Genomic DNA, 21,562 nt, shown 5'->3' on the forward strand with positions numbered 1-21,562 from the left:
GCTGTCTTCGTACCGCCCCGCGGGGCAGGCCGTTACTTCTCGACCGATCAGCGGTAGCGGTAGACGATCCGACCGCGGGTCAGGTCGTAGGGCGAGAGCTCCACGACCACGCGGTCCTCGGGGATGATGCGGATGTAGTTCTGCCGCATCTTTCCGGAGATCGTGGCGAGCACCTTGTGTCCGTTGCTGAGCTCAACGCGGAACATCGCGTTGGGCAGCGCCTCGGAAATGACGCCCTCGATCTCGATGACACCGTCTTTCTTAGCCATAGCCTCGCTGACGCTTCTGCAGATCGGCCGATCTGCGGTGGGTGGGTGATGAGTGTGGTGCGGCCTGTTCGGACACGCCGGAACGAGGCACAAGGCACCAAGGAACTAAGATATACCCTTGGCGGCCCTGCGGCAAATGGAGCGCAGCCCGATCAGGAAAGCACCTTCGGCAGCTCGGTGTTGATCTCGTTGATGTCGAGGCGCTTGCCGTTGATCTCGATCGTCGGGGTGCCCTTGATCTCGTGCGCCTTGGCCTGAGCAGTACCGTACTTCAGGTACGTGCCCTCATCGATGCAGCCAGCGGCCTTGTCGGCGCCCACCTGGTCGGCGATCTCCTTGAGCTGATCGTCGGTCAGCCCGGTCGAGTTCTCTTGGGGCTGATTCGCGAACAGCGCGTTCATGAAGTCGAGCGCCTTGTCGGAGTTGTTCTCGGCCACGCAGTACATGGCCGCGGCCGAGCGCGACGAGTAGTCCGTGCCCTGCGAGAGGTGGTCGAGGATCGCGATGGGGTGGATCTCGAGAGTGAGCTCGTCGGAGGCTGCCGCCTCCTGCAGCTGCTGGCCGTAGGCCTGCTCGAACGAGTTGCACGCCGGGCACATGAAGTCGACGTAGGTCGAGACGACGTCTTCGCCTTCGCCGAACGTGATGGCGCCCGTCTCGGAGTTGACGATGTCGCCCTTCGGCGCCGGGCCCGCATCGGTGGCCTGGTTGTTGAGCCAGACGACGACCGCACCGAGCGCGACCAGCACGACGACGACGGCGGCGGAGATTCCTATGGCGAACCAGTTGGGCTTGCTCTGGGCGTGGGCCATGACAGTCCGATCTTCAGCACAAAATTGTCGCACCCATTCTGCCCGGCGCACGCTATGCCTGCCATGTGAGCTCGCCGCGGCGTGGCTTTCCCGCGAGACTTACCTTCCAGCATGAGACAGGTGTCAATGAGCGCCGTCTGATGCTGGAGCGGAAGTCTCACGGCTTTCCACATGGGGAGGTTCGCGGCTGGTTTTCCACCGAAAGCGGGAATGAGACGGATGCTCGGCTCGGGCACTGCGTTGGATGGGCCGATGCTGCTGTTGATCGAACGTGCCATCGTCGCCTCCCCTGTTCCGCTGATCACGCGATCGGAGGCGCGGATGCTGGGGATCACGCTGCGCGCCTCGACCCACGTGCGACTGCGGCGGGGCATCTACGCGCCGAAGCAGGCGTTCCTGAGGTTGAAGGCGTGGCAGCGCTACGCGGCTCGGGTGCATGCCTTCGCCCGCAGCAGGCCGGATGCCGTACTGTGCCTCGAGTCGGCAGCTGTGCTGCACGGGATGCCGGTGTTCGGGCATCCGCGCGACATTCATGTGTTCGACCCCGATCTCAAGACCTCGCAGCGCAGCGGAGACGTGTGCGTGCACACCAGCGCCGATCCGCGCGAGATCGCCGTGGTCGCCGGCGTGCGGGTCACGTCGCTGCTCGACACCGCCGCCGACCTCGCCCGGGCGCTGCAGCCGGCGCGAGCTCTCGCCGTCGTAGACAGTGCGATCTCACCCGCGCAGGGTGGATCGCTATCGGTCAGCGACATCATGGCTCGCAGCAGGAGCCAGAACGGTTCGCGGGGCCGAGCCATGCTCCGCTGGGTATGCGAGCGAGCAGAGCCTCGAGCAGAATCCCCGTCTGAGAGTGTGAGCCGGGCGATCATCGAGTGGAGCGGATTCGAGGAGCCGGAGCTGCAGCGTGAATTCCACTACGACGGAAGCGACGACCGAGTCGACTTTCACTTCCCTTCCACCGGGGTGGTCGGAGAGGCCGACGGCTGGGGCAAGTACCACCTTGACGACGCCGACGAGGCGGCTGAGCGGCTCAGAGCCGAGAAGCGCCGCGAGAACAGGCTACGGCGGCACGGGCATCCGGTCGCACGGTGGGAGCTGGCGGACGCCTGGAAGGTCGATCCGCTCGTCGGCGCGCTGCGCGCAGCAGGGCTGCGCCCGCAGCATCCGGTGCAGCCGGAGATGCTCGCCTCGCTCTCGGACCGCCGTCGTGACCGCCTCCCATCGCACCCCAGTTCACCGCGCGAGACTTCCGTTCGGGCACGAGACGGAGTTCATTGAACGCCGTCTCGTGCTGGAAGAGAAGTCTCGCGGGGCGCAGGGCGCGCGGGGGGGGGCGGGGGGTGCCGGGGGGGGAGGGAGCGAACCGGAAGTCGCGCTACGCGATCGGGACGGGGGTCACGCCGAACGGCGCGAGGCCTGCCGCACCGCCGTCGGGGGCGGTGAGCACCCAGATACCGCCCTCGTGACGTGCGACGCTGTGCTCCCAGTGCGATCCGTCAGAGCCGTCGACGGTCGACACCGTCCAGTCGTCGTCCTCGATGAAGGTCGCCTCTCCCCCGGCGGTCACCATCGGCTCGATGGCGAGCACCAGCCCGGGGCGGATCTCGGCGCCCGCGTCGGGCGTGCGGTAGTTGAACACGCTCGGCGCCTCGTGCATCTTTCGGCCGATGCCGTGCCCGACGTACTCACGGAGGATGCCGTAGGACTCACCGGACACCTCCGAAACACCCTGCTCCTCGATGTAGTCCTGGATCGCGGCCCCGAGTTCGCCGATGTGCGTGGCGGATGCCATAGCCGCGATCCCCGCCCACATCGAGCCCTCGGTGACGCGCGAGAGCTCCTCGCGCCGCGCCACCAGCGCGGGGCGCGAGTCGTCCGGCACCACGAAGGTCACCGCGCTGTCGCCGTTCCAGCCCTTGTACTGCGCCCCGCAGTCGATCGAGACGATGTCGCCCGGCTCGAGCACTCGGTCGCCCGGGATGCCGTGCACGACCTGTTCGTTGACCGAGATGCACGTCGTGTGCCGGTACCCGCGCACGAGCTGGAAGTTCGACTCGGCGCCGCGATCCACGATGGTGCGCTCGGCGACGGCATCCAGTTCCGCGGTCGTGACCCCGGCACGCACCAGCGGTCGCACCGCGTCGAGAGCCGCGGCTGTGATCAGGCCGGGCTCGATCATCGATCGCAGCTGAGCCGGTGTCTTGTAGATCGACTTGCGGAACATCGAGGGATCAGACCAGCTGCCCGATGCCGCGAGCGGCGAGGGCGGCCGAGATGCGCTCGGTGATCTCGTCGAGTGACCCGACGCCGTCGATGCGGTCGACGATGCCGCGCTCCTCGTAGACCGAGATGATCGGCGCGGTCTCGTGCTCGTAGATGTCGAGACGGTGCGCGATGGCCTCGTCCGTGTCATCCGAGCGACCCTGCTCCACAGCGCGCAGGCTGAGGCGCGCGATGCTCTCCTCACGCGGCACGTCGAGCAGGATGACCGCGTCGAGAGACGCGTCGTGCTCACCGAGGAACGCGTCGAGGTGGTGCACCTGCGCGGTGTTGCGCGGGTAGCCGTCGAGCAGGAAGCCGCTCTGCGCGTCGTCCTGCGAGAGCCGGTCGCGCACGATCTCGCTGGTCAGCTCGTCGGGCACCAGGTCGCCGGCGTCGAGGATCGCGGTGACCTTCTGGCCCAGCTCGGTGCCCTCCTTGATGTTGGCGCGGAACATGTCGCCCGTCGAGACGACGGGGATGTTCAGCGCCTCGGCGACGCGGATGCCCTGGGTGCCCTTGCCGGAGCCCTGCGGGCCGACGATCAGAAGACGTGCGGAAGCGGTCATCGGAGGAGTCCTTCGTAGTGGCGCTGCTGCAGCTGCGCGTCGATCTGCTTCACCGTCTCGAGACCGACACCCACGATGATCAGGATCGAGGCGCCACCGAACGGGAAGTTCTGGTTGGCCTGCACCGTCGCCAGCGCGATCAGCGGGATCAGCGCGACGAGGCCCAGGTAGAGCGAGCCGGGGAAGGTGATGCGGGTGATGACGTAGTCGAGGTACTCCGCCGTCGGTCGGCCGGCGCGGATGCCCGGGATGAACCCGCCGTACTTCTTCATGTTGTCGGCGACCTCGACAGGGTTGAACGTGATCGCGACATAGAAGTAGGTGAAGCCGATGATCAGCAGGAAGTACGCGGCCATGTACAGCGGCTGGTCGCCGGATGCCATGTTCGCCAGGATCCAGGCCACCCAGGCCGGCGGCTCGCTGCCGTCTGCAGGGGTGTTGAACTGCGCGATGAGCATCGGCACGTACAGCAGCGACGAGGCGAAGATGATCGGGATCACACCCGCCATATTGACCTTGATCGGGATGTACGTGTTCGTGCCGCCATAGGTGCGGCGGCCGACCATGCGCTTGGCGTACTGCACGGGCACGCGTCGCTGCGACTGCTCGACGTACACGATCAGCGACATCACCACGATGCCGATGATCATCACCAGCAGGAAGGTCTCGAAGCCCTTCGCCTCCCAGATCGCCCACATCGACGACGGGAAGGTGGCGGCGATCGAGGTGAAGATGAGCAGCGACATGCCGTTGCCGATGCCGCGCTCGGTGACGAGCTCGGCCATCCACATGATGAGTCCCGTGCCCGCGGTCATCGCGATGATGATGAGCGCCTGTGCCCACCACACGTCGTTGGTCAGCAGGTTGTTGCAGGCTGCGACGTCGGTCTGACCGAACAGCTGACCGCTGCGCGCCACGGTGACCACGGTCGCGGACTGCAGCAGTGCGAGTGCGATCGTGAGGTAGCGGGTGTACTGGGTCAGCTTGCTCTGGCCCGCCTGGCCCTCCTGGTGGAGGCTCTCGAAGTGCGGGATGACGACGCGGAGCAGCTGGGTGATGATCGTCGCGGTGATGTACGGCATCACGCCGAGTGCGAAGATCGACAGCTGCAGCAGTGCGCCGCCCGAGAAGAGGTTGACCAGTCCGAGCAGCCCATCGGTGCCGGCGTTGGCCGCGAGGCACTGCTCGACGTTCGGGAAGTTCACGAACGGAGCCGGCACATTCGAGCCCAGGCGATACAGAGCGATGATGCCGATGGTGAAAAGGATCTTCTGCCGCAGGTCGGGCGTGCGGAAGATTCGCGCGATGGCGCTAAACAAGGGCGTTCCTCCTGAAGGGATTGCCGAACGTGGAAGGACGGCCGAAAGTCCAGGGTAACGCAAAGGAGGGGCCGGATAATCTCCGACCCCTCCCAGCGTTCACCGCGGCCTGATCAGTTGACCGAACCGCCGGCGGCGACGATCTTCTGCTCGGCGCTGCCGGAGACCTTGTCGACCGACACGGTCAGCTTGACCGAGATGTCGCCGTCGCCGAGGACCTTGACCTTCTCGTTCTTGCGCACGGCACCCTTGGCGACAAGGTCGCTGACGGTGACGTCGCCACCCTGGGGGTAGAGCTCCGCCAGCTTGGCCAGGTTCACGACCTGGTACTCGACGCGGAACGGGTTCTTGAAGCCGCGCAGCTTCGGGGTGCGCATGTGCAGCGGCATCTGCCCACCCTCGAAGCCGGCGCGCACGGTGTTGCGCGCCTTCGTGCCCTTGGTTCCACGACCGGCGGTCTTGCCCTTCGAGCCCTCACCGCGACCGACACGGGTCTTCGCGGTGTGAGCGCCCGGGACGGGACGCAGGTGGTGCACCTTCAGCACCGACGGACGCGAAGCCGGAGCGTCGGCGTCCTTCTTGGCCGGAGCCTTCTTGTCGGCGGCCTTGGCCGGAGCGGCCTTGGCCGGAGCAGCCTTGGCAGCAGCCGGACGCTTGGCAGCGGTCTTCGGGGCCTTCTCAGCCTCGACGGTTTCGTTCTTCTCAGCCATTAGTCGATCTCCTCAACCTTGACGAGGTGCGCGACGGCGCGGACGTAGCCGCGGGTCTGAGCGTCGTCGGGACGAACGACCGAGTCGCCGATCCGCTTGAGACCGAGCGAACGCAGCGTGTCGCGCTGGTTCTGCTTCTCGCTCACCTTGGACTTGATCTGCGTGACCTTGAGGCGCTCAGCCATCAGGCACCTACCTTCTGCGCGGCGGCGGCAGCGGCCTTCGCCTCGTTGCGGATGATGATCTCCGGCACGACGGCGTCGTAGTCGAGACCACGACGAGCGGCGACGGCGCGCGGCTCCTCGAGACCCTGCAGCGCCTCGACGGTCGCGTGCACGATGTTGATCGTGTTCGACGAGCCGAGCGACTTCGACAGGACGTCGTGGATGCCGGCGCACTCCAGCACGGCGCGAACCGGACCACCGGCGATGACACCGGTACCGGCAGCGGCCGGACGAAGCAGGACGACACCTGCAGCGGCCTCACCCTGCACGGGGTGCGGGATGGTCGAGCCGACGCGCGGTACGCGGAAGAAGTTGCGCTTGGCCTCTTCGACACCCTTCGAGATCGCCAGGGGGACCTCGCGTGCCTTGCCGTAGCCGACGCCCACCAGACCGTTGCCGTCGCCGACGACCACGAGAGCGGTGAAGCTGAAGCGACGACCACCCTTCACGACCTTCGAGACGCGGTTGATGGTGACGACGCGCTCGAGGAACTGGTTGTCCCCGCGGTCGCGCGAGTTGCGGTCGCGGCTCTGGCCGCGGTCGCGACCGCCACGGCGGTTGTCGCGCTGCTCGCGCTGCGGCTCGGCCTGAGCCTCGGCAGGAGCGGTTTCGGTCACTTCGTTCTCCTTGATGTCACTCACAGTGCCAGCCCCCCTTCACGGGCGCCTTCGGCGATGGCGGCGACACGACCGGCGTAGCGGTTGCCGCCACGGTCGAACACTGCCTCGGAAACGCCGGCGGCCTTCGCGCGCTCAGCGACGAGCTCGCCGACCTTGCGGGCCTTGGCGGTCTTGTCACCGTCGAAGGAGCGCAGTTCGGTCTCGAGCGTGGAAGCGGATGCCACCGTGTGGCCCTTGGCATCGTCGACGAGCTGCACGAACACGTGGCGCGCGGAGCGGTTGACGACGAGACGCGGGCGGACGTCGGAGCCGACGATCTTCTTGCGAAGACGTGCGTGGCGACGCGCGCGGGCGGCGGACTTGGACTTCACAGCCATGGTTACTTACCAGCCTTTCCGGCCTTGCGACGCACGACCTCGCCGGCGTAGCGCACACCCTTGCCCTTGTACGGCTCGGGCTTGCGGATCTTGCGGATGTTGGCAGCGGCCTCGCCGACAGCCTGCTTGTCGATGCCACTCACGGTCACCTTGTTGGTGCCCTCGACCGTCAGGGTGATGCCTGCGGGCGGGTCGACCAGGACCGGGTGCGAGAAGCCGAGCGCGAACTCGATCGAGTTGCCCTTCTGCTGCACGCGGTAACCGGTGCCGACGACCTCGAGGCCCTTGGTGTAGCCCTGGGTGACGCCGATGATGTTGTTGTTGATGAGGGTTCGGGTCAGGCCGTGCAGCGAGCGCGACTCGCGCTCGTCGTCCGGGCGGGTGACGAGAACCTGGTTCTCCTCGACCGTGACCTCGATGGGGCTGGCCAGGGTGAGCGACAGCTCGCCCTTGGGGCCCTTGACTGCGACCTCGCGGCCGTCGACCGAGACGGTGACGCCGGAGGGGATGTCGATGGGGAGTCGTCCGATTCGCGACATGTCAGATCACCACACGTAGGCGAGAACTTCTCCGCCCACGCCCTTCTGCTCAGCCTGACGGTCGGTGAGGAGACCGGAGGAGGTGGACAGGATGGCAACGCCGAGGCCACCGAGGACCTTGGGCAGCTCGGTCGACTTCGCGTACACGCGCAGACCGGGCTTCGACACGCGCTTGATGCCGGCGATGGAGCGCTCACGGTTGGGACCGTACTTGAGCGAGAGGGTGAGGTTGCTGCCGACGCGGGCGTCGGTGACCTCGAAGCCGGCGATGTAGCCCTCCTGCTGGAGGATCTCGGCGATGTTCGTCTTGAGCTTGCTCGACGGCATGGTCACGGAGTCGTGGTGCGCCGAGTTCGCGTTGCGCAGACGGGTCAGCATGTCTGCGACCGGGTCTGTCATCGTCATATCTGGTTTCCTTCGATCATGAGGTTCCGGCTGCCGTTACACGACAGACGGCCTTCGATGAGAGTCGCGCCCGAGCGGACGCACAATCTTCAATTGTACGGGATGCGGGGAGGGATGCTGTGCGGCATCCCTCCCCGATCCCGATGTGCGGCGCTCTTCGCTTACGCCGGGGCGTCGGCGGCCTTGAACGGGAAGCCGAGCGCGCGCAGGAGTGCGCGACCCTCGTCGTCCGTCTTGGCCGTCGTGACCACGGTGATGTCGAAGCCGCGGACGCGGTCGATCTTGTCCTGGTCGATCTCGTGGAACACGCTCTGCTCCTGAAGACCGAAGGTGTAGTTGCCGTTGCCGTCGAACTGGTCGGCCGACAGACCGCGGAAGTCGCGGATGCGCGGCAGCGCCAGGTTGACGAGGCGGTCGACGAACTCCCACGCACGGTCGCCACGGAGGGTGACGTGCGCACCGATGGCCTGGCCCTCGCGCAGCTTGAACTGCGCGATGGACTTACGGGCCTTGGTGACGATCGGCTTCTGACCGGTGATCTTGGTGAGGTCGTCGATCGCGCCCTCGATCACCTTGGAGTCACGAGCCGCCTCACCGACACCGGTGTTGACGACGACCTTGACCAGGCCGGGGATCTGCATGACGTTCGCGTAGCCGAACTGCTCCTGCAGAGCCTTCTTGATCTCGGTGTTGTACTTCTGCTTCAGGCGAGGCTGGGTCTTGCCAGTCTCAGCAGCAGTTGCCGTTGCCATCAGAGGTCCTTACCTGACTTCTTCGCGTAGCGCACGCGGACCGTGCGCTTCACGCCGTCCTTGACCTGCTCCTCGACGCGGTGGCCGACGCGGGTCGGCTTCTTGGTCGAGGGGTCGACGAGAGCGACGTTGGAGATGTGGATCGGGGCCTCGACGGTCTCGATGCCACCGGTCTTGGTGCCGCGCTGGGTCTGGCCGACACGGGTGTGGCGGGTGACGAAGTTGACACCCTCCACGACGACGCGGTTCTGCTCGACGAGGACCTCGAGGACCTTGCCCTGCTTGCCGCGGTCGCCGCCCTTGTCCTGCTTGCGGCCGCTGATGACCTGAACCAGGTCACCCTTCTTGATTTTCGCCATGATCAGATGACCTCCGGGGCGAGCGAGACGATCTTCATGAACTTCTTGTCGCGAAGCTCACGACCGACCGGTCCGAAGATGCGGGTGCCGCGGGGCTCCCCGTCGTTCTTCAGGATCACGGCGGCGTTCTCGTCGAACTTGATGTACGAACCGTCGGCACGACGCGTCGACTTGACGGTGCGGACGATGACGGCCTTGACCACATCGCCCTTCTTGACGTTGCCGCCGGGGATCGCGTCCTTGACGGTCGCGACGATGGTGTCGCCCAGACCGGCGTAACGGCGGCTGGAACCACCGAGAACGCGGATCGTGAGCAGCTCCTTGGCGCCGGTGTTGTCGGCGACCTTGACGCGGGACTCGGTCTGGATCACTTTGCCTTCTCCAGGATCTCCACCAGACGCCAGCGCTTGGTGGCGCTCAGCGGGCGGGTCTCGTTGATGAGAACGAGGTCGCCGATGCCGGCGGTGTTGTTCTCGTCGTGCGCCTTGACCTTCGAGGTGACGCGGATGACCTTGCCGTACAGCGGGTGCTTCACGCGGTCCTCGACCTCGACGACGATGGTCTTGTCCATCTTGTCGCTGACGACGTAGCCGCGGCGCGACTTGCGGTAGCCGCGGGCGCCCGCCTCGCGGACGTCGTGCTCGCCGTGCTCGACGGCGTCAGCAGCCTTCTTCTCAGCCATTACTCGGCCTCCTCCTTCGGCGCCTCAGCCTCATCGGCCTTCTTCGCCTTCGCCTTGGACGCCTTCTTGGCCGGAGCCTCGACCGGAGCGGGCGTCGCACGGATGCCCAGCTCGCGCTCGCGGATCACGGTGTAAAGGCGCGCGATGTCGCGCTTGACGGCGCGGATGCGGCCGTGGCTCTCCAGCTGACCGGTGGCCGACTGGAAACGGAGGTTGAACAGCTCCTCCTTGGCCTTGCGCAGCTCCTCGACGAGGCGCTGGTCTTCGAACGTGTCGAGCTCGCTCGGTGCGAGCTCCTTGGTGCCGATCGCCATTACGCGTCGCCCTCCTCGCGCTTGATGATGCGTGCCTTGAGCGGCAGCTTGTGAATGGCCCGGGTGAGTGCCTCGCGAGCGAGTTCCTCGTTCACGCCCGCGACCTCGAAGAGGACGCGGCCCGGCTTGACGTTGGCGACCCACCACTCGGGCGAGCCCTTACCCGAACCCATGCGGGTCTCAGCGGGCTTCTTGGTGAGCGGGCGGTCGGGGTAGATGTTGATCCACACCTTTCCACCACGCTTGATGTGACGGGTCATCGCGATACGAGCGGACTCGATCTGACGGTTGGTCACGTAGGCGGGGGTCAGCGCCTGGATGCCGAACTCACCGAACGACACCTTGGTGCCACCGGTGGCCTGCCCCGAACGCTTCGGGTGATGCTGCTTGCGGTACTTGACCTTGCGAGGGATAAGCATCAGGCAGACGCTCCTTCTGCGACGGGAGCCTCGTTGCGACGGTCACCGCGGTCGCCACGGGGGCCACGACGGTCGCCACGCTCGCGCGAAGGCTTCTGGTTGGCCTGCTCGCGAGCAAGCTCCTTGTTGGTGAGGTCGCCCTTGTAGATCCAGACCTTCACGCCGATGCGGCCGAAGGTGGTCTTCGCCTCGTAGAAGCCGTAGTCGATGTTCGCGCGCAGCGTGTGCAGCGGCACACGACCCTCGCGGTAGAACTCCGACCGGCTCATCTCCGCGCCGCCGAGGCGGCCGGAGACCTGGATGCGGATGCCCTTGGCGCCGGCGCGCTGCGCGCCCTGCAGACCCTTGCGCATCGCGCGACGGAACGCCACGCGAGCGGAGAGCTGCTCGGCGATGCCCTGCGCGACGAGCTGAGCGTCGGCCTCGGGGTTCTTGACCTCGAGGATGTTCAGCTGGATCTGCTTGCCGGTGAGCTTCTCGAGGTCGCCGCGGATGCGCTCGGCCTCGGCGCCGCGGCGGCCGATGACGATGCCCGGACGTGCGGTGTGGATGTCCACACGCACGCGGTCGCGGGTGCGCTCGATCTCGATGTTCGAGACGCCGGCGCGGTCGAGCTGCGTCTGCAGCAGACGACGGATCTTGATGTCCTCGGCAACGTAGTCGGCGTAACGCTGGCCCGGCTTGGTCGAGTCCGAGAACCAACGCGACACGTGGTCCGTGGTGATGCCGAGGCGGAAGCCGTACGGGTTGACCTTCTGGCCCATTACTTGCTCGCCTTCTTCGTCTTGGCCGCCGGTGCGGCCGCGTCAGCGACCTCCGGGGTGGCCAGCACGACCGTGATGTGGCTCGTGCGCTTCTTGATCTGCGATGCACGACCCTGAGCACGGGGGCGGAAACGCTTGAGCGTCGTACCCTCGTCGACGTACGCGTTCTTCACGTACAGGTCCTGCTCGTCCAGGAACTCGCCGTCACGGTCGGCCTTGACCGACGCGTTGGCGATCGCGGAGTGCACGAGCTTGTAGATCGGCTCGCTGGCACCCTGCGGTGCGAACTTCAGAATGGCCAGTGCTTCCTGCGCCTGCTTGCCCTTGATGAGCGCGACGACACGACGAGCCTTCTGAGGGGTCACGCGGATGTGCTTGACGCGTGCGATGGATTCCACCATTGTTCTCCTCCTCTGTTTCTGTCCAGAGCGTCACCGCGTCAGCGGCGACGGCCCTTCTTGTCGTCCTTCTCGTGGCCGCGGAAGGTGCGGGTGGGCGCGAACTCGCCCAGCTTGTGGCCGACCATGGTCTCGGTCACGAACACGGGGATGTGCTTGCGACCGTCGTGCACGGCGATGGTGTGTCCCAGCATTGCCGGGATGATCATCGAGCGACGCGACCAGGTCTTGATGACGTTCTTCGTACCGGACTCGTTCTGTCCGACCACCTTGCGAAGCAGGTGCTCGTCGACGAAGGGGCCCTTCTTGAGACTGCGTGGCATCTTCCTCTACTCCTACTTGCGCTTCTTGCCGGCGTTGCGGCGGCGGACGATGTACTTGTCACTTTCCTTGTTGGCGTGACGGGTACGACCCTCAGCCTGACCCCACGGGGAGACGGGGTGACGACCACCGGACGTCTTGCCCTCACCACCACCGTGCGGGTGGTCGACCGGGTTCATGGCGACACCGCGGACGGTCGGGCGGACGCCCTTCCAGCGCTTGCGGCCGGCCTTGCCCCAGTTGATGTTCGACTGCTCGGCGTTGCCGACCTCGCCGATGGTCGCGCGGCAGCGCGCATCGACGTTGCGGATCTCGCCCGAGGGCAGACGCAGCTGTGCGTAGGGGCCGTCCTTCGCGACCAGACGCACCGAGGCGCCGGCCGAACGGGCCATCTTCGCTCCGCCGCCGGGACGCAGCTCGATCGCGTGGATCACGGTACCGGTGGGGATGTTCTTCAGCGGCAGGTTGTTGCCCGGCTTGATGTCAGCGCCGGCACCCGACTCGACGACGTCGCCCTGCTTCAGCTTGTTCGGGGCGAGGATGTAGCGCTTCTCGCCGTCGAAGTAGTGCAGCAGCGCGATGCGCGCGGTGCGGTTGGGGTCGTACTCGATGTGAGCGACCTTGGCGTTGACGCCGTCCTTGTCATTGCGACGGAAGTCGATGACGCGGTACTGGCGCTTGTGGCCCCCACCGATGTGACGGGTCGTGATGCGGCCCTGGTTGTTGCGACCACCGGTCTTCGAGAGCGGGCGCAGCAGCGACTTCTCAGGCGTCGATCGGGTGATCTCGGCGAAGTCGGCCACCGACGAACCGCGGCGACCCGGGGTCGTGGGCTTGTACTTGCGAATAGCCATTATCTGTCCTTATCCCCCGGTCAGCCGACTGCCGTGAAGATGTCGATGGAACCCGACTTGAGAGACACGATGGCGCGCTTGGTGTCCTTGCGCTTACCGGTGCCGAAGCGGGTGCGGCGGGCCTTGCCGACGCGGTTGATCGTGTTGACCGAGGCCACCTTCACGCCGAAGATCTTCTCGATGGCGAGCTTGATCTCGGTCTTGGAGGCGCGCGGGTCGACGAGGAAGGTGTACTTGCCCTCATCGATCAGGCCGTAGCTCTTCTCGGACACGACCGGTCCGAGGATGATGTCGCGCGGGTCCTTGTTCAGGGCCGTGGCGAGAACGTTCTGCTCGGTCATGCCGAGACCTCCTCTGCGGTCGCACCCGTCTTCGAGGCGATGAAGCCCTCGAGTGCGGCCTTGGTGAAGACGATGTCGTCGGAGACGACGACGTCGTAGGCGTTCAGCTGGTCGAAGCTGATCAGGTGGACGTTCGCAAGGTTGCGGACGCTCTTCGTGGTCAGCTCGTCGGAGCGCTCGATGACGACCAGCACGTTCTTCGACGGGGCGACGGATGCCAGCAGGCCGGCCGCAGCCTTGGTCGAGGGGGTGCTGTCGGCGACGAAGCCCTCGACGGCGTGCAGACGCTCGCCGCGCAGACGGTCGCTCAGCGCGCCACGGAGGGCGGCGGCGATCATCTTCTTGGGGGTGCGCTGCGAGTAGTCGCGCGGCTGCGGGCCGTGGACCGTGCCACCACCGCGGTGCTGCGGCATGCGGATCGAGCCCTGACGGGCGTTACCCGTGCCCTTCTGCTTGAAGGGCTTGCTGCCCGAGCCGGACACGTCGCCACGAGTCTTCGTGGCGTGGGTGCCCTGACGCGCGGCTGCGAGCTGCGCGACGACGACCTGGTGGATCAGCGGGACATTGGTCTCGACGTCGAAGATCGAGGCGGGCAGCTCGACCGAGCCTGCCTTCTTGCCGTCGACCGACAGGACGTCGATTGCCAGAGTGGAGTCAGCCATGGGATCAGGCACCCTTCACTGCGTTGCGGACGTACACGATACGACCACGTGCGCCGGGGACGGCGCCCTTGACGAGCATGAGTCCCTTCTCGGCGTCGATGGCGTGCACCGTGAGGTTGAGGACGGTCACGCGCTCGCCACCCATGCGGCCGGCCATGCGCATGCCCTTGAACACGCGGCTGGGGGTCGACGAGGCGCCGATCGAGCCGGGCTTGCGGTGGTTGCGGTGCGCACCGTGGGAGGCCGAGACACCGGCGAAGTTGTGACGCTTCATGACACCGGCGGTGCCCTTGCCCTTGCTGGTGCCGACGACGTCGACCAGCTGGCCTGCCTCGAACACGCCGTCGAGCGTGAGCTCCTGGCCGAGCGAGTAGTCAGCGGCGTCCGCGGTGCGGATCTCGGTGACGTGGCGACGCGGGGTCACGCCGGCAGCCTCGAAGTGGGCGGTCAGCGGCTTGTTGACCTTGCGGGGGTCGATCTGGCCGTAGGCGATCTGAACGGCGTTGTAGCCGTCCTTCTCGGGAGTGCGAACCTGGGTGACCACGTTCGGAGCCAGCTCGATGACGGTCACGGGGATGAGCTTCCCGTTCTCGTTCCAGACCTGGGTCATGCCGAGCTTCGTGCCGAGCATGCCCTTGGAAATCTTTGCGTTGATGTCAACCATGGCGGACCTCAGAGCTTGATCTCGATGTTGACATCGGCGGGCAGGTCGAGACGCATCAGCGAGTCGACGGCCTTCGGCGTCGGGTCGACGATGTCGATCAGACGCTTGTGGGTGCGCATCTCGAAGTGCTCGCGGCTGTCCTTGTACTTGTGGGGCGACCGGATGACGCACACGACGTTCTTCTCGGTCGGAAGCGGCACGGGGCCGACGACGGTCGCGCCCGCACGGGTCACGGTGTCGACGATCTTTCGTGCCGACGTGTCGATGACCTCGTGGTCATACGACTTCAGGCGAATGCGGATCTTCTGTCCCGCCATTGTCTGCTCTCTCTCTCTATAGGCGTCGTACCGACCGGGGCCGGGTGACCCTGGGGCATTGGACGCTCGATGGCGCTGTTCGCGCCTTCGGCACTTGCGCACCGCTGTTCTCTTTTCACCATGAAGACGCCAGCATCTGATGCTCGCGTCTTCGAGTGGGATCGTGTTCTGCTGCCCGCGGCCTAGAACCCTGCTGCACCCTGATCAGGGGCCGCCGTCTATGCACTGTCGTGGCAGTGATTCCGCGCATCACTAAGAGCGCAGAAATGTGGAACCTGTCTATTCTGCCACGGCCGATTCCCGTACTGCAAACCCGGGCGTGTCGCGCGCGATTCCGCGGCTTCCGAACGCCACATCCGGACTCGAGAAGGGGTGCTGCGCTGTGAGCGCAGCACCCCTCTCCGACACGGGACGACCCGTGAGGATCACTGATCGCCGACGGCTCCGTCGGCCTTGTCCCGGATGTCGTCGATCTGTTCCGCCGCGCCGGGAGCGACCTTCTTCGCGAAGTCGGCGATCTCGTCGAGCACCCGGTCGCTGATGTCCTCCGCCTGCTCGCTGCGGACCGCCTCGGCGATCCTGTCCTTGTTCTGCTCGAACGCGTCCTTGCCCTTGTTCACCAGGTCATCGATGCCCATGGTTCTCCTCCCCTGTGCGGTGTCGGCGCAGCATCCTGCACCCAGTCACTGTTCTACGCGATCGAGCGCGTCGTGTCGACAGTCGCGGCACACAGAAAGAGAGGCCGGACCCGAAGGCCCGACCCCTCTTTCGAGAAGCAGATGCTTACGCGACGACCTTGGTCACCGTGCCGGCGCCGACGGTGCGGCCACCCTCACGGATCGCGAAGCCGAGGCCCTCTTCCATGGCGATGGGCTGGATGAGGTCCACCTTCATGTCGGTGGTGTCACCGGGCATGACCATCTCGGTGCCCTCGGGCAGCGTGATGACGCCGGTCACGTCGGTGGTGCGGAAGTAGAACTGCGGACGGTAGTTCGTGTAGAAGGGGTTGTGGCGGCCACCCTCGTCCTTGGACAGGATGTACGCGGTGCCCTCGAACTCCGTGTGCGGGGTGATCGAGCCCGGCTTCACGACGACCTGGCCGCGCTCGACGTCCTCGCGCTTGGTGCCGCGGAGCAGCAGACCACAGTTCTCGCCGGCCCATGCCTCGTCGAGCTGCTTGTGGAACATCTCGATACCGGTGACCGTGGTCTTCTGCGTCGGGCGGATGCCGACGATCTCGACCTCGGAGTTGATCGCCAGGGTGCCACGCTCGGCGCGGCCCGTGACGACCGTTCCACGACCGGTGATCGTGAAGACGTCCTCGATCGGCATGAGGAACGGCTTGTCGCGGTCACGCTCGGGGTCCGGGATGGCGTCGTCAGCGGCCTGCATGAGCTCGAGGATCGAGTCGACCCACTTCTCTTCGCCGTTGAGCGCGCCGAGAGCCGAGACCTTGATGACCGGAGCGTCGTCGCCGGGGAAGCCCTGCGAAGAGAGCAGCTCGCGAACCTCGAGCTCGACGAGCTCCAGGATCTCCTCGTCATCGACCATGTCGGACTTGTTCAGTGCGACCATCAGGTACGGCACGCCGACCTGCTTGGCGAGCAGCACGTGCTCGCGGGTCTGAGCCATCGGGCCGTCGGTGGCGGCGACCACGAGGATCGCGCCGTCCATCTGAGCAGCACCGGTGATCATGTTCTTGACGTAGTCGGCGTGGCCGGGGGCGTCGACGTGCGCGTAGTGGCGCTTCGGGGTCTCGTACTCGATGTGCGAGATGTTGATGGTGATACCGCGCTGACGCTCCTCGGGAGCCGAGTCGATCGAGGCGAAGTCACGCTGGACGTTGGTGTCCGACGGGTACTTGTCGGCGAGCACCTTCGAGATCGCGGCAGACAGCGTGGTCTTGCCGTGGTCGACGTGACCGATCGTTCCGATGTTGACGTGCGGCTTGGTCCGCTCGAACTTGGCCTTGGCCACTGGGTCCTCCTCAGGACGTTCGTGTAGAGATGGCCGGGCACTGGATTGTGACCGGCTCCCTACGGATTTCGGTTTCTCAGTTTAGTAGAGAGTGAATGTGAAGTTGTGGGGTGCCGGCGCCCCTGGGCCCTTCGACAGGCTCAGTGACCCAGGGGAACCGGGGAAGGGCTTACTCGCCCTTGGCCTTCTGGACGATCTCGTCGGCGACGGCGCGCGGAACCTCAGAGTAGCTGTCGAACTCCATCGAGTACACAGCGCGGCCAGAGGTCTTCGAGCGCAGGTCGCCGATGTAGCCGAACATCTCGGACAGCGGCACCGAAGCACGCACCACCTTGACGCCCTGCGCATCCTCCATCGACTGGATCTGCCCGCGACGCGAGTTCAGGTCGCCGATGACGTCGCCCATGTACTCCTCAGGAGTACGGACCTCGACGGCCATCAGCGGCTCGAGCAGCACGGGGTTGGCGCGCCGAGCGGCCTCCTTGAATCCCATGGAGCCCGCGATCTTGAACGCCATCTCCGAGGAGTCGACGTCGTGCGAGGCGCCGTCGACGAGGGTCGCCTTGACGCCCACCATCGGGTAGCCGGCCAGCACACCGACGTTCATCGCGTCCTGGAAGCCCGCGTCGACCGAGGGGATGTACTCGCGCGGGATGCGTCCGCCGGTGACGGCGTTGACGAACTCGTACGTCTTGTCGCCCTCGACCTCGAGCGGCTCGAGGTTGAACTGGATCTTCGCGAACTGACCCGAACCACCGGTCTGCTTCTTGTGCGTGTAGTCGTGCTTCTCGACGGCCTTGCGCAGCGTCTCGCGGTACGCCACCTGCGGCTTGCCGACGTTCGCCTCGACCTTGAACTCGCGCTTCATGCGGTCGACGAGGATGTCGAGGTGCAGCTCGCCCATGCCCTTGATGGTCGTCTGACCGGTCTCGGGGTTGAGCTCGGTGCGGAAGGTCGGGTCCTCTTCAGCGAGCTTCTGGATCGCGAGACCCAGCTTCTCCTGGTCGGCCTTCGTCTTCGGCTCGATGGCGACCTCGATCACCGGCTCCGGGAACGTCATCGACTCGAGCACGACCGGAGCGGCCGGGTCGGCGAGGGTGTCACCGGTGGTGGTGTCCTTCAGGCCGATGACGGCGTAGATGTTGCCCGCGGTGAGCGAGTCGACCGGGTTCTCCTTGTTGGCGTGCATCTGGAAGATCTTTCCGATGCGCTCCTTCTTGCCCTTGGTCGAGTTGACCACGGCGGATCCCGAGTCGAGGTGACCCGAGTACACGCGCACGTAGGTCAGACGACCGAAGAACGGGTGCACCGCGACCTTGAAGGCCAGGGCCGAGAACGGGTCGTTCGCGTCGGGGTGACGCTCGATGACCTTCTCCTCGTCCTTCGGGTCGTGCGCCTCGATGGCGCCGACGTCGAGGGGGTTGGGGAGGTAGTCGATGACGGCGTCGAGCATCGGCTGCACACCGCGGTTCTTGAACGCCGAGCCGCAGAGCACCGGGTAGATCTCGTTCGCGACGACCATCTTGCGGATGGCGCCCTTGATCTCGGCGATCGTGAGCTCTTCGCCGCCGAAGAACTTCTCGAGCAGCGCGTCGTCGGACTCGGCGACGGTCTCGAGCAGCTGCTGACGGTACTCCTCGGCCTTCTCCTGAAGGTCGGCGGGGATCTCCTGCACCTCGTACGAGGCGCCCATGGTCACGTCACCCTTGGAGTCACCGGGCCACACCAGCGCGCGCATCTCGATGAGGTCGACGACGCCGATGAAGTCGCTCTCGGAACCGATCGGGAGCTGCAGCACGAGCGGCTTGGCGCCCAGGCGGTTCACGATGGTGTCGACGGTGTAGTAGAAGTCGGCGCCCAGCTTGTCCATCTTGTTGACGAAGCAGATGCGGGGGACGTCGTACTTGTCGGCCTGACGCCAGACCGTCTCGGACTGGGGCTCGACGCCCTCCTTGCCGTCGAAGACGGCGACCGCGCCGTCGAGCACGCGAAGCGAGCGCTCGACCTCGACGGTGAAGTCCACGTGACCGGGGGTGTCGATGATGTTGATCTGGTTCTTGTTCCAGAAGCAGGTCACGGCGGCCGACGTGATCGTGATGCCGCGCTCCTTCTCCTGCTCCATCCAGTCCGTCGTCGACGCGCCGTCGTGGGTCTCGCCGAGCTTGTGGTTGACACCCGTGTAGAACAGGATGCGCTCGGTCGTGGTGGTCTTGCCGGCATCGATGTGCGCCATGATGCCGATGTTGCGGACCTTGCTCAGGTCGGTGAGCACTTCTTGTGCCACGGGGGTTCCTCCGGGATGGTTCAGGAACGAACAGAGAGTGGGAGCGGATGCCGCGGTGGCGGCATCCGCTCAGCCCATTACCAGCGGTAGTGGGCGAAGGCGCGGTTCGACTCGGCCATCTTGTGGGTGTCCTCGCGGCGCTTGACCGCGGCACCCAGACCGTTCGACGCGTCGAGGATCTCGTTCTGCAGACGCTCGGTCATCGTCTTCTCACGACGGCCCTTCGCGTAGCTGACCAGCCAGCGCAGCGCGAGGGTGTTCGCGCGGTGCGGCTTGACCTCGACGGGAACCTGGTAGGTCGAGCCACCGACACGGCGGCTGCGGACCTCGAGGGTGGGGCGCACGTTGTCGAGCGCCTTCTTGAGGGTGGCGACGGCGTCCTGGCCGTTCTTCGCCTCGACGCCGCGGAGGGCGCCGTAGACGATCGACTCGGCGAGCGACTTCTTGCCGTCGACGAGGATCTTGTTCACCAGCGAGGTGACGATCGGGGCGCCGTAGACCGGGTCGTTGACGACGGGGCGCTTGGGTGCGGGTCCCTTACGAGGCATCTGACTCAGCCCTTCTTCGCGCCGTAGCGGGAACGAGCCTGCTTACGGTTCTTCACTGCCTGGGTGTCGAGCGCACCACGGACGATCTTGTAGCGGACACCGGGGAGGTCCTTCACACGACCACCGCGGACGAGCACCAGCGAGTGCTCCTGCAGGTTGTGGCCCTCACCGGGGATGTAGGCGGTCACCTCGGTGCCGTTGCGCAGCTTCACACGAGCGACCTTGCGCATCGCCGAGTTCGGCTTCTTCGGGGTGGTGGTGTACACGCGGGTGCACACGCCGGCCTGCTGCGGGTTCGCCTTCAGGGCGGGCGCCTTGGTCTTGGTGACCTTGGGCGAGCGTCCCTTGCGAACCAACTGCTGAATAGTTGGCACGTTCTCTCCTCATAGTGCTGCACGGTGACAGCGTGATGGGTTTCACATCATGACCCACCGGCTCGACAGAGGAGTCGGGCTTTTGGTGTGATGGGTATGCCGTGGGGGCGAACCGACGGTGCCGGCGCCCTGCGTGCGCGCACAGTCGTGCACACACCCGATCAAGTGTAAGCGCCACGTGCCATGGCGGTCAAATGAGGTCCGGATGCCGTGCTACGGCGTATCCGGGTCGAACGGCGAGTCGAGCGCTTCGCTCAGCTCGGCCAGCATCGCCTCTATCTGCGGCTCGACGTACTGCGAGATCGCGGCCTGCACGTGCAGGCGGTGCCGCAGCAGCAGCCCGCAGATCTCGCGCCCGATCATGTTCGCGTACTCGTCGGCGAGCGCGACCTCCTGGCGCAGGGCCGCCTTGGCGTCTTCGGAGAGCGGCGGCAGAGGCGGCAGTTGAGCAGCCGCCTCGTCGGCCATGCCCGCTACGGTGAAGAGGAACGGAGCGCCAGGTACGGGGTCGGGGTCGAGCGGCATCCCCTCGTACTCGGGATCGAGGCCCTCGCCCGGCCGGTATGCCCGCGACCTGTTGCGGGCCGCCTGGTGGTCGAGCTCGGACTGCAGCAGCGGCAGGTTGCGCGCGGTGTACTCGGCGACGGCCTGATCGACGATCGACTTGATCCGCGTCGAGAGCCCGTGCTGCACCCCGTGCGGAACGTTGCCGCCGATACCGACGGCAGAGAGCACGGGTGAGCCGAGGCAGCGACGGCACGGCGCCACCCGACCGCGGTGCGTGGCCGGCGCCCATCGCGGCACCCAGCGCAACCAGGCCTCGACGGCCTGGTCGACGAGGGATTCCAGCGACCTCTCCACGAATACAGAGTAGGGCCGGGATGCCGTGCAGGGGCGCTTTCCCGCGGGAGGCGGCGCGTCCGTCGTCACTCCGCGTCGTCGCGCTCCCATGGCCATCGCGGTGTGCCGGACCGCGAACGGCGCAGCGCCACCGCGATCCACCCCGCGATGAGGGCGACGACGATGATGACGACGCTGGATCCTCTGACGACGATCTGCGAGGCGGCCGCCGACGCGTGCGCGAGGCCGGCGCCTCCGATCAGGCTCGCGAGCCACACTGCGGCGAGATGCGCGAGCGCCGTGGCCACCGCCACGAGCACGGTCGCGCCGTACGGGGGAAGCCGCCTGCGCAGCACGGGCGCGAGCAGAAGCGCGAACACCGCGATCGCGACGGCCACCCCCGTCACTCCCGGCCAGAGGGTCAGCCCCTCGACGGAGATGATGTCGACGTCGGCGAAGAACGACAGCATCCCGAGGCCGAGGATGGCGAACGCGCCGAAGCAGACCACGCCGACCACACCGGCGAGAGACGCAGAGACCCCCTCCGGCGCGGGACCGTGGGGGTCTCTGATGGTCATGCCGTCAG

Annotated in this window: 33 protein-coding genes; 1 reads left to right on the plus strand and 32 read right to left on the minus strand. The window is 66.2% G+C overall.

The features are described 5' to 3' along the window. Positions 1 to 47: 47 nt before the first annotated feature. Both infA and V2S05_RS07350 read right to left on the minus strand, forming a co-directional pair. Entirely contained in the window at positions 48 to 269 is a 222-nt protein-coding gene (gene infA, locus V2S05_RS07345) for a translation initiation factor IF-1 (RefSeq protein WP_017201569.1), read from the minus strand. A gap of 152 nt (positions 270 to 421) precedes the next feature. Next, on the minus strand, positions 422 to 1,081 hold the full coding sequence (locus V2S05_RS07350; RefSeq protein ID WP_413634577.1) for a DsbA family protein: 660 nt from the start codon (positions 1,079 to 1,081) through the stop codon (positions 422 to 424). A 252-nt stretch (positions 1,082 to 1,333) separates the two neighbouring features. Here V2S05_RS07350 and V2S05_RS07355 point away from each other — a divergent pair, with 252 nt between their 5' ends. After that, the gene (locus V2S05_RS07355) at positions 1,334 to 2,362 is read left to right on the plus strand and encodes a hypothetical protein (protein ID WP_413634578.1); all 1,029 of its coding nucleotides are present in this window, start codon (positions 1,334 to 1,336) and stop codon (positions 2,360 to 2,362) included. A 97-nt stretch (positions 2,363 to 2,459) separates the two neighbouring features. Here V2S05_RS07355 and map read toward each other — a convergent pair whose 3' ends face one another. From map to V2S05_RS07505, 30 genes are all read right to left on the minus strand, one after another. Beyond that, positions 2,460 to 3,308, minus strand: a complete 849-nt coding sequence (gene map, locus V2S05_RS07360) for a type I methionyl aminopeptidase (protein ID WP_413634579.1) — start codon at positions 3,306 to 3,308, stop codon at positions 2,460 to 2,462. A gap of 7 nt (positions 3,309 to 3,315) precedes the next feature. After that, positions 3,316 to 3,912, minus strand: coding sequence for an adenylate kinase (locus V2S05_RS07365; RefSeq protein WP_271639522.1), 597 nt, complete (start codon positions 3,910 to 3,912; stop codon positions 3,316 to 3,318). After that, positions 3,909 to 5,231 (minus strand): preprotein translocase subunit SecY, encoded by a 1,323-nt coding sequence (secY, locus tag V2S05_RS07370; RefSeq protein WP_271639521.1) that lies wholly within the window; start codon positions 5,229 to 5,231, stop codon positions 3,909 to 3,911. Before secY ends, V2S05_RS07365 begins: the two co-directional genes overlap by 4 nt. Positions 5,232 to 5,344: 113 nt before the next feature. Then, complete coding sequence (gene rplO, locus V2S05_RS07375; RefSeq protein WP_413634580.1) at positions 5,345 to 5,941, minus strand: 50S ribosomal protein L15; 597 nt, start codon at positions 5,939 to 5,941, stop codon at positions 5,345 to 5,347. Beyond that, the gene (rpmD, locus tag V2S05_RS07380; RefSeq protein WP_071640253.1) at positions 5,941 to 6,126 is read right to left on the minus strand and encodes a 50S ribosomal protein L30; all 186 of its coding nucleotides are present in this window, start codon (positions 6,124 to 6,126) and stop codon (positions 5,941 to 5,943) included. Before rpmD ends, rplO begins: the two co-directional genes overlap by 1 nt. Next, the gene (gene rpsE, locus V2S05_RS07385; RefSeq protein ID WP_271639519.1) at positions 6,126 to 6,806 is read right to left on the minus strand and encodes a 30S ribosomal protein S5; all 681 of its coding nucleotides are present in this window, start codon (positions 6,804 to 6,806) and stop codon (positions 6,126 to 6,128) included. The genes rpmD and rpsE overlap by 1 nt, the downstream gene beginning before the upstream one ends. Beyond that, the gene (gene rplR, locus V2S05_RS07390) at positions 6,803 to 7,162 is read right to left on the minus strand and encodes a 50S ribosomal protein L18 (RefSeq protein ID WP_071640257.1); all 360 of its coding nucleotides are present in this window, start codon (positions 7,160 to 7,162) and stop codon (positions 6,803 to 6,805) included. Before rplR ends, rpsE begins: the two co-directional genes overlap by 4 nt. Before the next feature lie 2 nt (positions 7,163 to 7,164). Further along, positions 7,165 to 7,701, minus strand: a complete 537-nt coding sequence (rplF, locus tag V2S05_RS07395; RefSeq protein WP_271639518.1) for a 50S ribosomal protein L6 — start codon at positions 7,699 to 7,701, stop codon at positions 7,165 to 7,167. 6 nt (positions 7,702 to 7,707) lie between these two features. Continuing rightward, entirely contained in the window at positions 7,708 to 8,106 is a 399-nt protein-coding gene (gene rpsH, locus V2S05_RS07400) for a 30S ribosomal protein S8 (RefSeq protein ID WP_071640261.1), read from the minus strand. 161 nt (positions 8,107 to 8,267) lie between these two features. Further along, the gene (gene rplE / locus V2S05_RS07405; RefSeq protein ID WP_071640263.1) at positions 8,268 to 8,858 is read right to left on the minus strand and encodes a 50S ribosomal protein L5; all 591 of its coding nucleotides are present in this window, start codon (positions 8,856 to 8,858) and stop codon (positions 8,268 to 8,270) included. Next, positions 8,858 to 9,217, minus strand: a complete 360-nt coding sequence (gene rplX, locus V2S05_RS07410; RefSeq protein ID WP_101188491.1) for a 50S ribosomal protein L24 — start codon at positions 9,215 to 9,217, stop codon at positions 8,858 to 8,860. Before rplX ends, rplE begins: the two co-directional genes overlap by 1 nt. Positions 9,218 to 9,219: 2 nt before the next feature. Further along, entirely contained in the window at positions 9,220 to 9,588 is a 369-nt protein-coding gene (rplN, locus tag V2S05_RS07415) for a 50S ribosomal protein L14 (RefSeq protein WP_099194602.1), read from the minus strand. Next, complete coding sequence (gene rpsQ / locus V2S05_RS07420) at positions 9,585 to 9,899, minus strand: 30S ribosomal protein S17 (RefSeq protein WP_271639517.1); 315 nt, start codon at positions 9,897 to 9,899, stop codon at positions 9,585 to 9,587. Before rpsQ ends, rplN begins: the two co-directional genes overlap by 4 nt. Further along, a complete protein-coding gene (rpmC, locus tag V2S05_RS07425; protein ID WP_071640272.1) occupies positions 9,899 to 10,213 on the minus strand; it encodes a 50S ribosomal protein L29 in 315 nt (104 codons plus the stop codon). Before rpmC ends, rpsQ begins: the two co-directional genes overlap by 1 nt. Beyond that, a complete protein-coding gene (gene rplP / locus V2S05_RS07430; protein ID WP_179410064.1) occupies positions 10,213 to 10,632 on the minus strand; it encodes a 50S ribosomal protein L16 in 420 nt (139 codons plus the stop codon). Before rplP ends, rpmC begins: the two co-directional genes overlap by 1 nt. Further along, the gene (gene rpsC, locus V2S05_RS07435; protein WP_071640276.1) at positions 10,632 to 11,396 is read right to left on the minus strand and encodes a 30S ribosomal protein S3; all 765 of its coding nucleotides are present in this window, start codon (positions 11,394 to 11,396) and stop codon (positions 10,632 to 10,634) included. The genes rplP and rpsC overlap by 1 nt, the downstream gene beginning before the upstream one ends. Beyond that, positions 11,396 to 11,797, minus strand: a complete 402-nt coding sequence (gene rplV, locus V2S05_RS07440) for a 50S ribosomal protein L22 (RefSeq protein WP_101188487.1) — start codon at positions 11,795 to 11,797, stop codon at positions 11,396 to 11,398. The genes rpsC and rplV overlap by 1 nt, the downstream gene beginning before the upstream one ends. A 38-nt stretch (positions 11,798 to 11,835) precedes the next feature. Next, entirely contained in the window at positions 11,836 to 12,117 is a 282-nt protein-coding gene (rpsS, locus tag V2S05_RS07445) for a 30S ribosomal protein S19 (RefSeq protein ID WP_071640280.1), read from the minus strand. 12 nt (positions 12,118 to 12,129) lie between these two features. Beyond that, the gene (gene rplB, locus V2S05_RS07450) at positions 12,130 to 12,969 is read right to left on the minus strand and encodes a 50S ribosomal protein L2 (RefSeq protein WP_271639514.1); all 840 of its coding nucleotides are present in this window, start codon (positions 12,967 to 12,969) and stop codon (positions 12,130 to 12,132) included. A gap of 20 nt (positions 12,970 to 12,989) precedes the next feature. After that, positions 12,990 to 13,310, minus strand: coding sequence for a 50S ribosomal protein L23 (rplW, locus tag V2S05_RS07455; RefSeq protein WP_099194598.1), 321 nt, complete (start codon positions 13,308 to 13,310; stop codon positions 12,990 to 12,992). Further along, entirely contained in the window at positions 13,307 to 13,972 is a 666-nt protein-coding gene (rplD, locus tag V2S05_RS07460) for a 50S ribosomal protein L4 (RefSeq protein ID WP_271639513.1), read from the minus strand. The genes rplW and rplD overlap by 4 nt, the downstream gene beginning before the upstream one ends. Positions 13,973 to 13,976: 4 nt before the next feature. After that, positions 13,977 to 14,636 carry a 50S ribosomal protein L3 gene (gene rplC / locus V2S05_RS07465; protein WP_099194596.1) on the minus strand — a complete coding sequence of 220 codons (660 nt, stop codon included), beginning with the start codon at positions 14,634 to 14,636 and terminating at the stop codon, positions 13,977 to 13,979. 8 nt (positions 14,637 to 14,644) lie between these two features. Further along, positions 14,645 to 14,953 carry a 30S ribosomal protein S10 gene (gene rpsJ, locus V2S05_RS07470; RefSeq protein WP_017201594.1) on the minus strand — a complete coding sequence of 103 codons (309 nt, stop codon included), beginning with the start codon at positions 14,951 to 14,953 and terminating at the stop codon, positions 14,645 to 14,647. A 425-nt stretch (positions 14,954 to 15,378) separates the two neighbouring features. Then, the gene (locus V2S05_RS07475; RefSeq protein WP_271639504.1) at positions 15,379 to 15,591 is read right to left on the minus strand and encodes a hypothetical protein; all 213 of its coding nucleotides are present in this window, start codon (positions 15,589 to 15,591) and stop codon (positions 15,379 to 15,381) included. A gap of 145 nt (positions 15,592 to 15,736) precedes the next feature. Continuing rightward, positions 15,737 to 16,930, minus strand: coding sequence for an elongation factor Tu (gene tuf / locus V2S05_RS07480; protein ID WP_271639503.1), 1,194 nt, complete (start codon positions 16,928 to 16,930; stop codon positions 15,737 to 15,739). Between the two features lie 169 nt (positions 16,931 to 17,099). After that, positions 17,100 to 19,214, minus strand: coding sequence for an elongation factor G (gene fusA, locus V2S05_RS07485; protein WP_271639502.1), 2,115 nt, complete (start codon positions 19,212 to 19,214; stop codon positions 17,100 to 17,102). Between the two features lie 77 nt (positions 19,215 to 19,291). Beyond that, entirely contained in the window at positions 19,292 to 19,762 is a 471-nt protein-coding gene (gene rpsG, locus V2S05_RS07490) for a 30S ribosomal protein S7 (RefSeq protein WP_017201608.1), read from the minus strand. 5 nt (positions 19,763 to 19,767) lie between these two features. Then, the gene (gene rpsL / locus V2S05_RS07495; RefSeq protein WP_018187369.1) at positions 19,768 to 20,136 is read right to left on the minus strand and encodes a 30S ribosomal protein S12; all 369 of its coding nucleotides are present in this window, start codon (positions 20,134 to 20,136) and stop codon (positions 19,768 to 19,770) included. Positions 20,137 to 20,349: 213 nt separating this feature from the next. Next, positions 20,350 to 20,997, minus strand: a complete 648-nt coding sequence (locus tag V2S05_RS07500; RefSeq protein ID WP_271639501.1) for a spermidine/putrescine ABC transporter substrate-binding protein — start codon at positions 20,995 to 20,997, stop codon at positions 20,350 to 20,352. 65 nt (positions 20,998 to 21,062) lie between these two features. Continuing rightward, positions 21,063 to 21,554, minus strand: a complete 492-nt coding sequence (locus V2S05_RS07505) for a hypothetical protein (RefSeq protein WP_271639500.1) — start codon at positions 21,552 to 21,554, stop codon at positions 21,063 to 21,065. Positions 21,555 to 21,562 lie beyond the last annotated feature (8 nt).

Source organism: Microbacterium sp. OR16 (genome assembly GCF_047306725.1).
GTDB lineage: Bacteria > Actinomycetota > Actinomycetes > Actinomycetales > Microbacteriaceae > Microbacterium.

Coding starts and splice junctions, on each gene's coding strand:
- rplD (WP_271639513.1), bottom strand. CDS start 13,972: ATGGCTGACTCCACTCTGGCAATCGACGTCCTGTCGGTCGACGGCAAG.
- V2S05_RS07350 (WP_413634577.1), bottom strand. CDS start 1,081: ATGGCCCACGCCCAGAGCAAGCCCAACTGGTTCGCCATAGGAATCTCC.
- map (WP_413634579.1), bottom strand. CDS start 3,308: ATGTTCCGCAAGTCGATCTACAAGACACCGGCTCAGCTGCGATCGATG.
- rplB (WP_271639514.1), bottom strand. CDS start 12,969: ATGGCTATTCGCAAGTACAAGCCCACGACCCCGGGTCGCCGCGGTTCG.
- rplV (WP_101188487.1), bottom strand. CDS start 11,797: ATGGTGGAATCCATCGCACGCGTCAAGCACATCCGCGTGACCCCTCAG.
- rpsJ (WP_017201594.1), bottom strand. CDS start 14,953: ATGGCGGGACAGAAGATCCGCATTCGCCTGAAGTCGTATGACCACGAG.
- rpsG (WP_017201608.1), bottom strand. CDS start 19,762: ATGCCTCGTAAGGGACCCGCACCCAAGCGCCCCGTCGTCAACGACCCG.
- rplC (WP_099194596.1), bottom strand. CDS start 14,636: ATGGTTGACATCAACGCAAAGATTTCCAAGGGCATGCTCGGCACGAAG.
- rplO (WP_413634580.1), bottom strand. CDS start 5,941: ATGGCTGAGAAGAACGAAACCGTCGAGGCTGAGAAGGCCCCGAAGACC.
- rplE (WP_071640263.1), bottom strand. CDS start 8,858: ATGGCAACGGCAACTGCTGCTGAGACTGGCAAGACCCAGCCTCGCCTG.
- rplR (WP_071640257.1), bottom strand. CDS start 7,162: ATGGCTGTGAAGTCCAAGTCCGCCGCCCGCGCGCGTCGCCACGCACGT.
- infA (WP_017201569.1), bottom strand. CDS start 269: ATGGCTAAGAAAGACGGTGTCATCGAGATCGAGGGCGTCATTTCCGAG.
- rplF (WP_271639518.1), bottom strand. CDS start 7,701: ATGTCGCGAATCGGACGACTCCCCATCGACATCCCCTCCGGCGTCACC.
- rpmC (WP_071640272.1), bottom strand. CDS start 10,213: ATGGCGATCGGCACCAAGGAGCTCGCACCGAGCGAGCTCGACACGTTC.
- rpsH (WP_071640261.1), bottom strand. CDS start 8,106: ATGACGATGACAGACCCGGTCGCAGACATGCTGACCCGTCTGCGCAAC.
- V2S05_RS07505 (WP_271639500.1), bottom strand. CDS start 21,554: ATGACCATCAGAGACCCCCACGGTCCCGCGCCGGAGGGGGTCTCTGCG.
- rplW (WP_099194598.1), bottom strand. CDS start 13,310: ATGACCGAGCAGAACGTTCTCGCCACGGCCCTGAACAAGGACCCGCGC.
- rplX (WP_101188491.1), bottom strand. CDS start 9,217: ATGGCGAAAATCAAGAAGGGTGACCTGGTTCAGGTCATCAGCGGCCGC.
- rplP (WP_179410064.1), bottom strand. CDS start 10,632: ATGCTTATCCCTCGCAAGGTCAAGTACCGCAAGCAGCATCACCCGAAG.
- rpmD (WP_071640253.1), bottom strand. CDS start 6,126: ATGGCTGAGCGCCTCAAGGTCACGCAGATCAAGTCCAAGGTGAGCGAG.
- V2S05_RS07355 (WP_413634578.1), top strand. CDS start 1,334: ATGCTGCTGTTGATCGAACGTGCCATCGTCGCCTCCCCTGTTCCGCTG.
- V2S05_RS07475 (WP_271639504.1), bottom strand. CDS start 15,591: ATGGGCATCGATGACCTGGTGAACAAGGGCAAGGACGCGTTCGAGCAG.
- rpsC (WP_071640276.1), bottom strand. CDS start 11,396: ATGGGCCAGAAGGTCAACCCGTACGGCTTCCGCCTCGGCATCACCACG.
- V2S05_RS07365 (WP_271639522.1), bottom strand. CDS start 3,912: ATGACCGCTTCCGCACGTCTTCTGATCGTCGGCCCGCAGGGCTCCGGC.
- rpsS (WP_071640280.1), bottom strand. CDS start 12,117: ATGCCACGCAGTCTCAAGAAGGGCCCCTTCGTCGACGAGCACCTGCTT.
- rpsQ (WP_271639517.1), bottom strand. CDS start 9,899: ATGGCTGAGAAGAAGGCTGCTGACGCCGTCGAGCACGGCGAGCACGAC.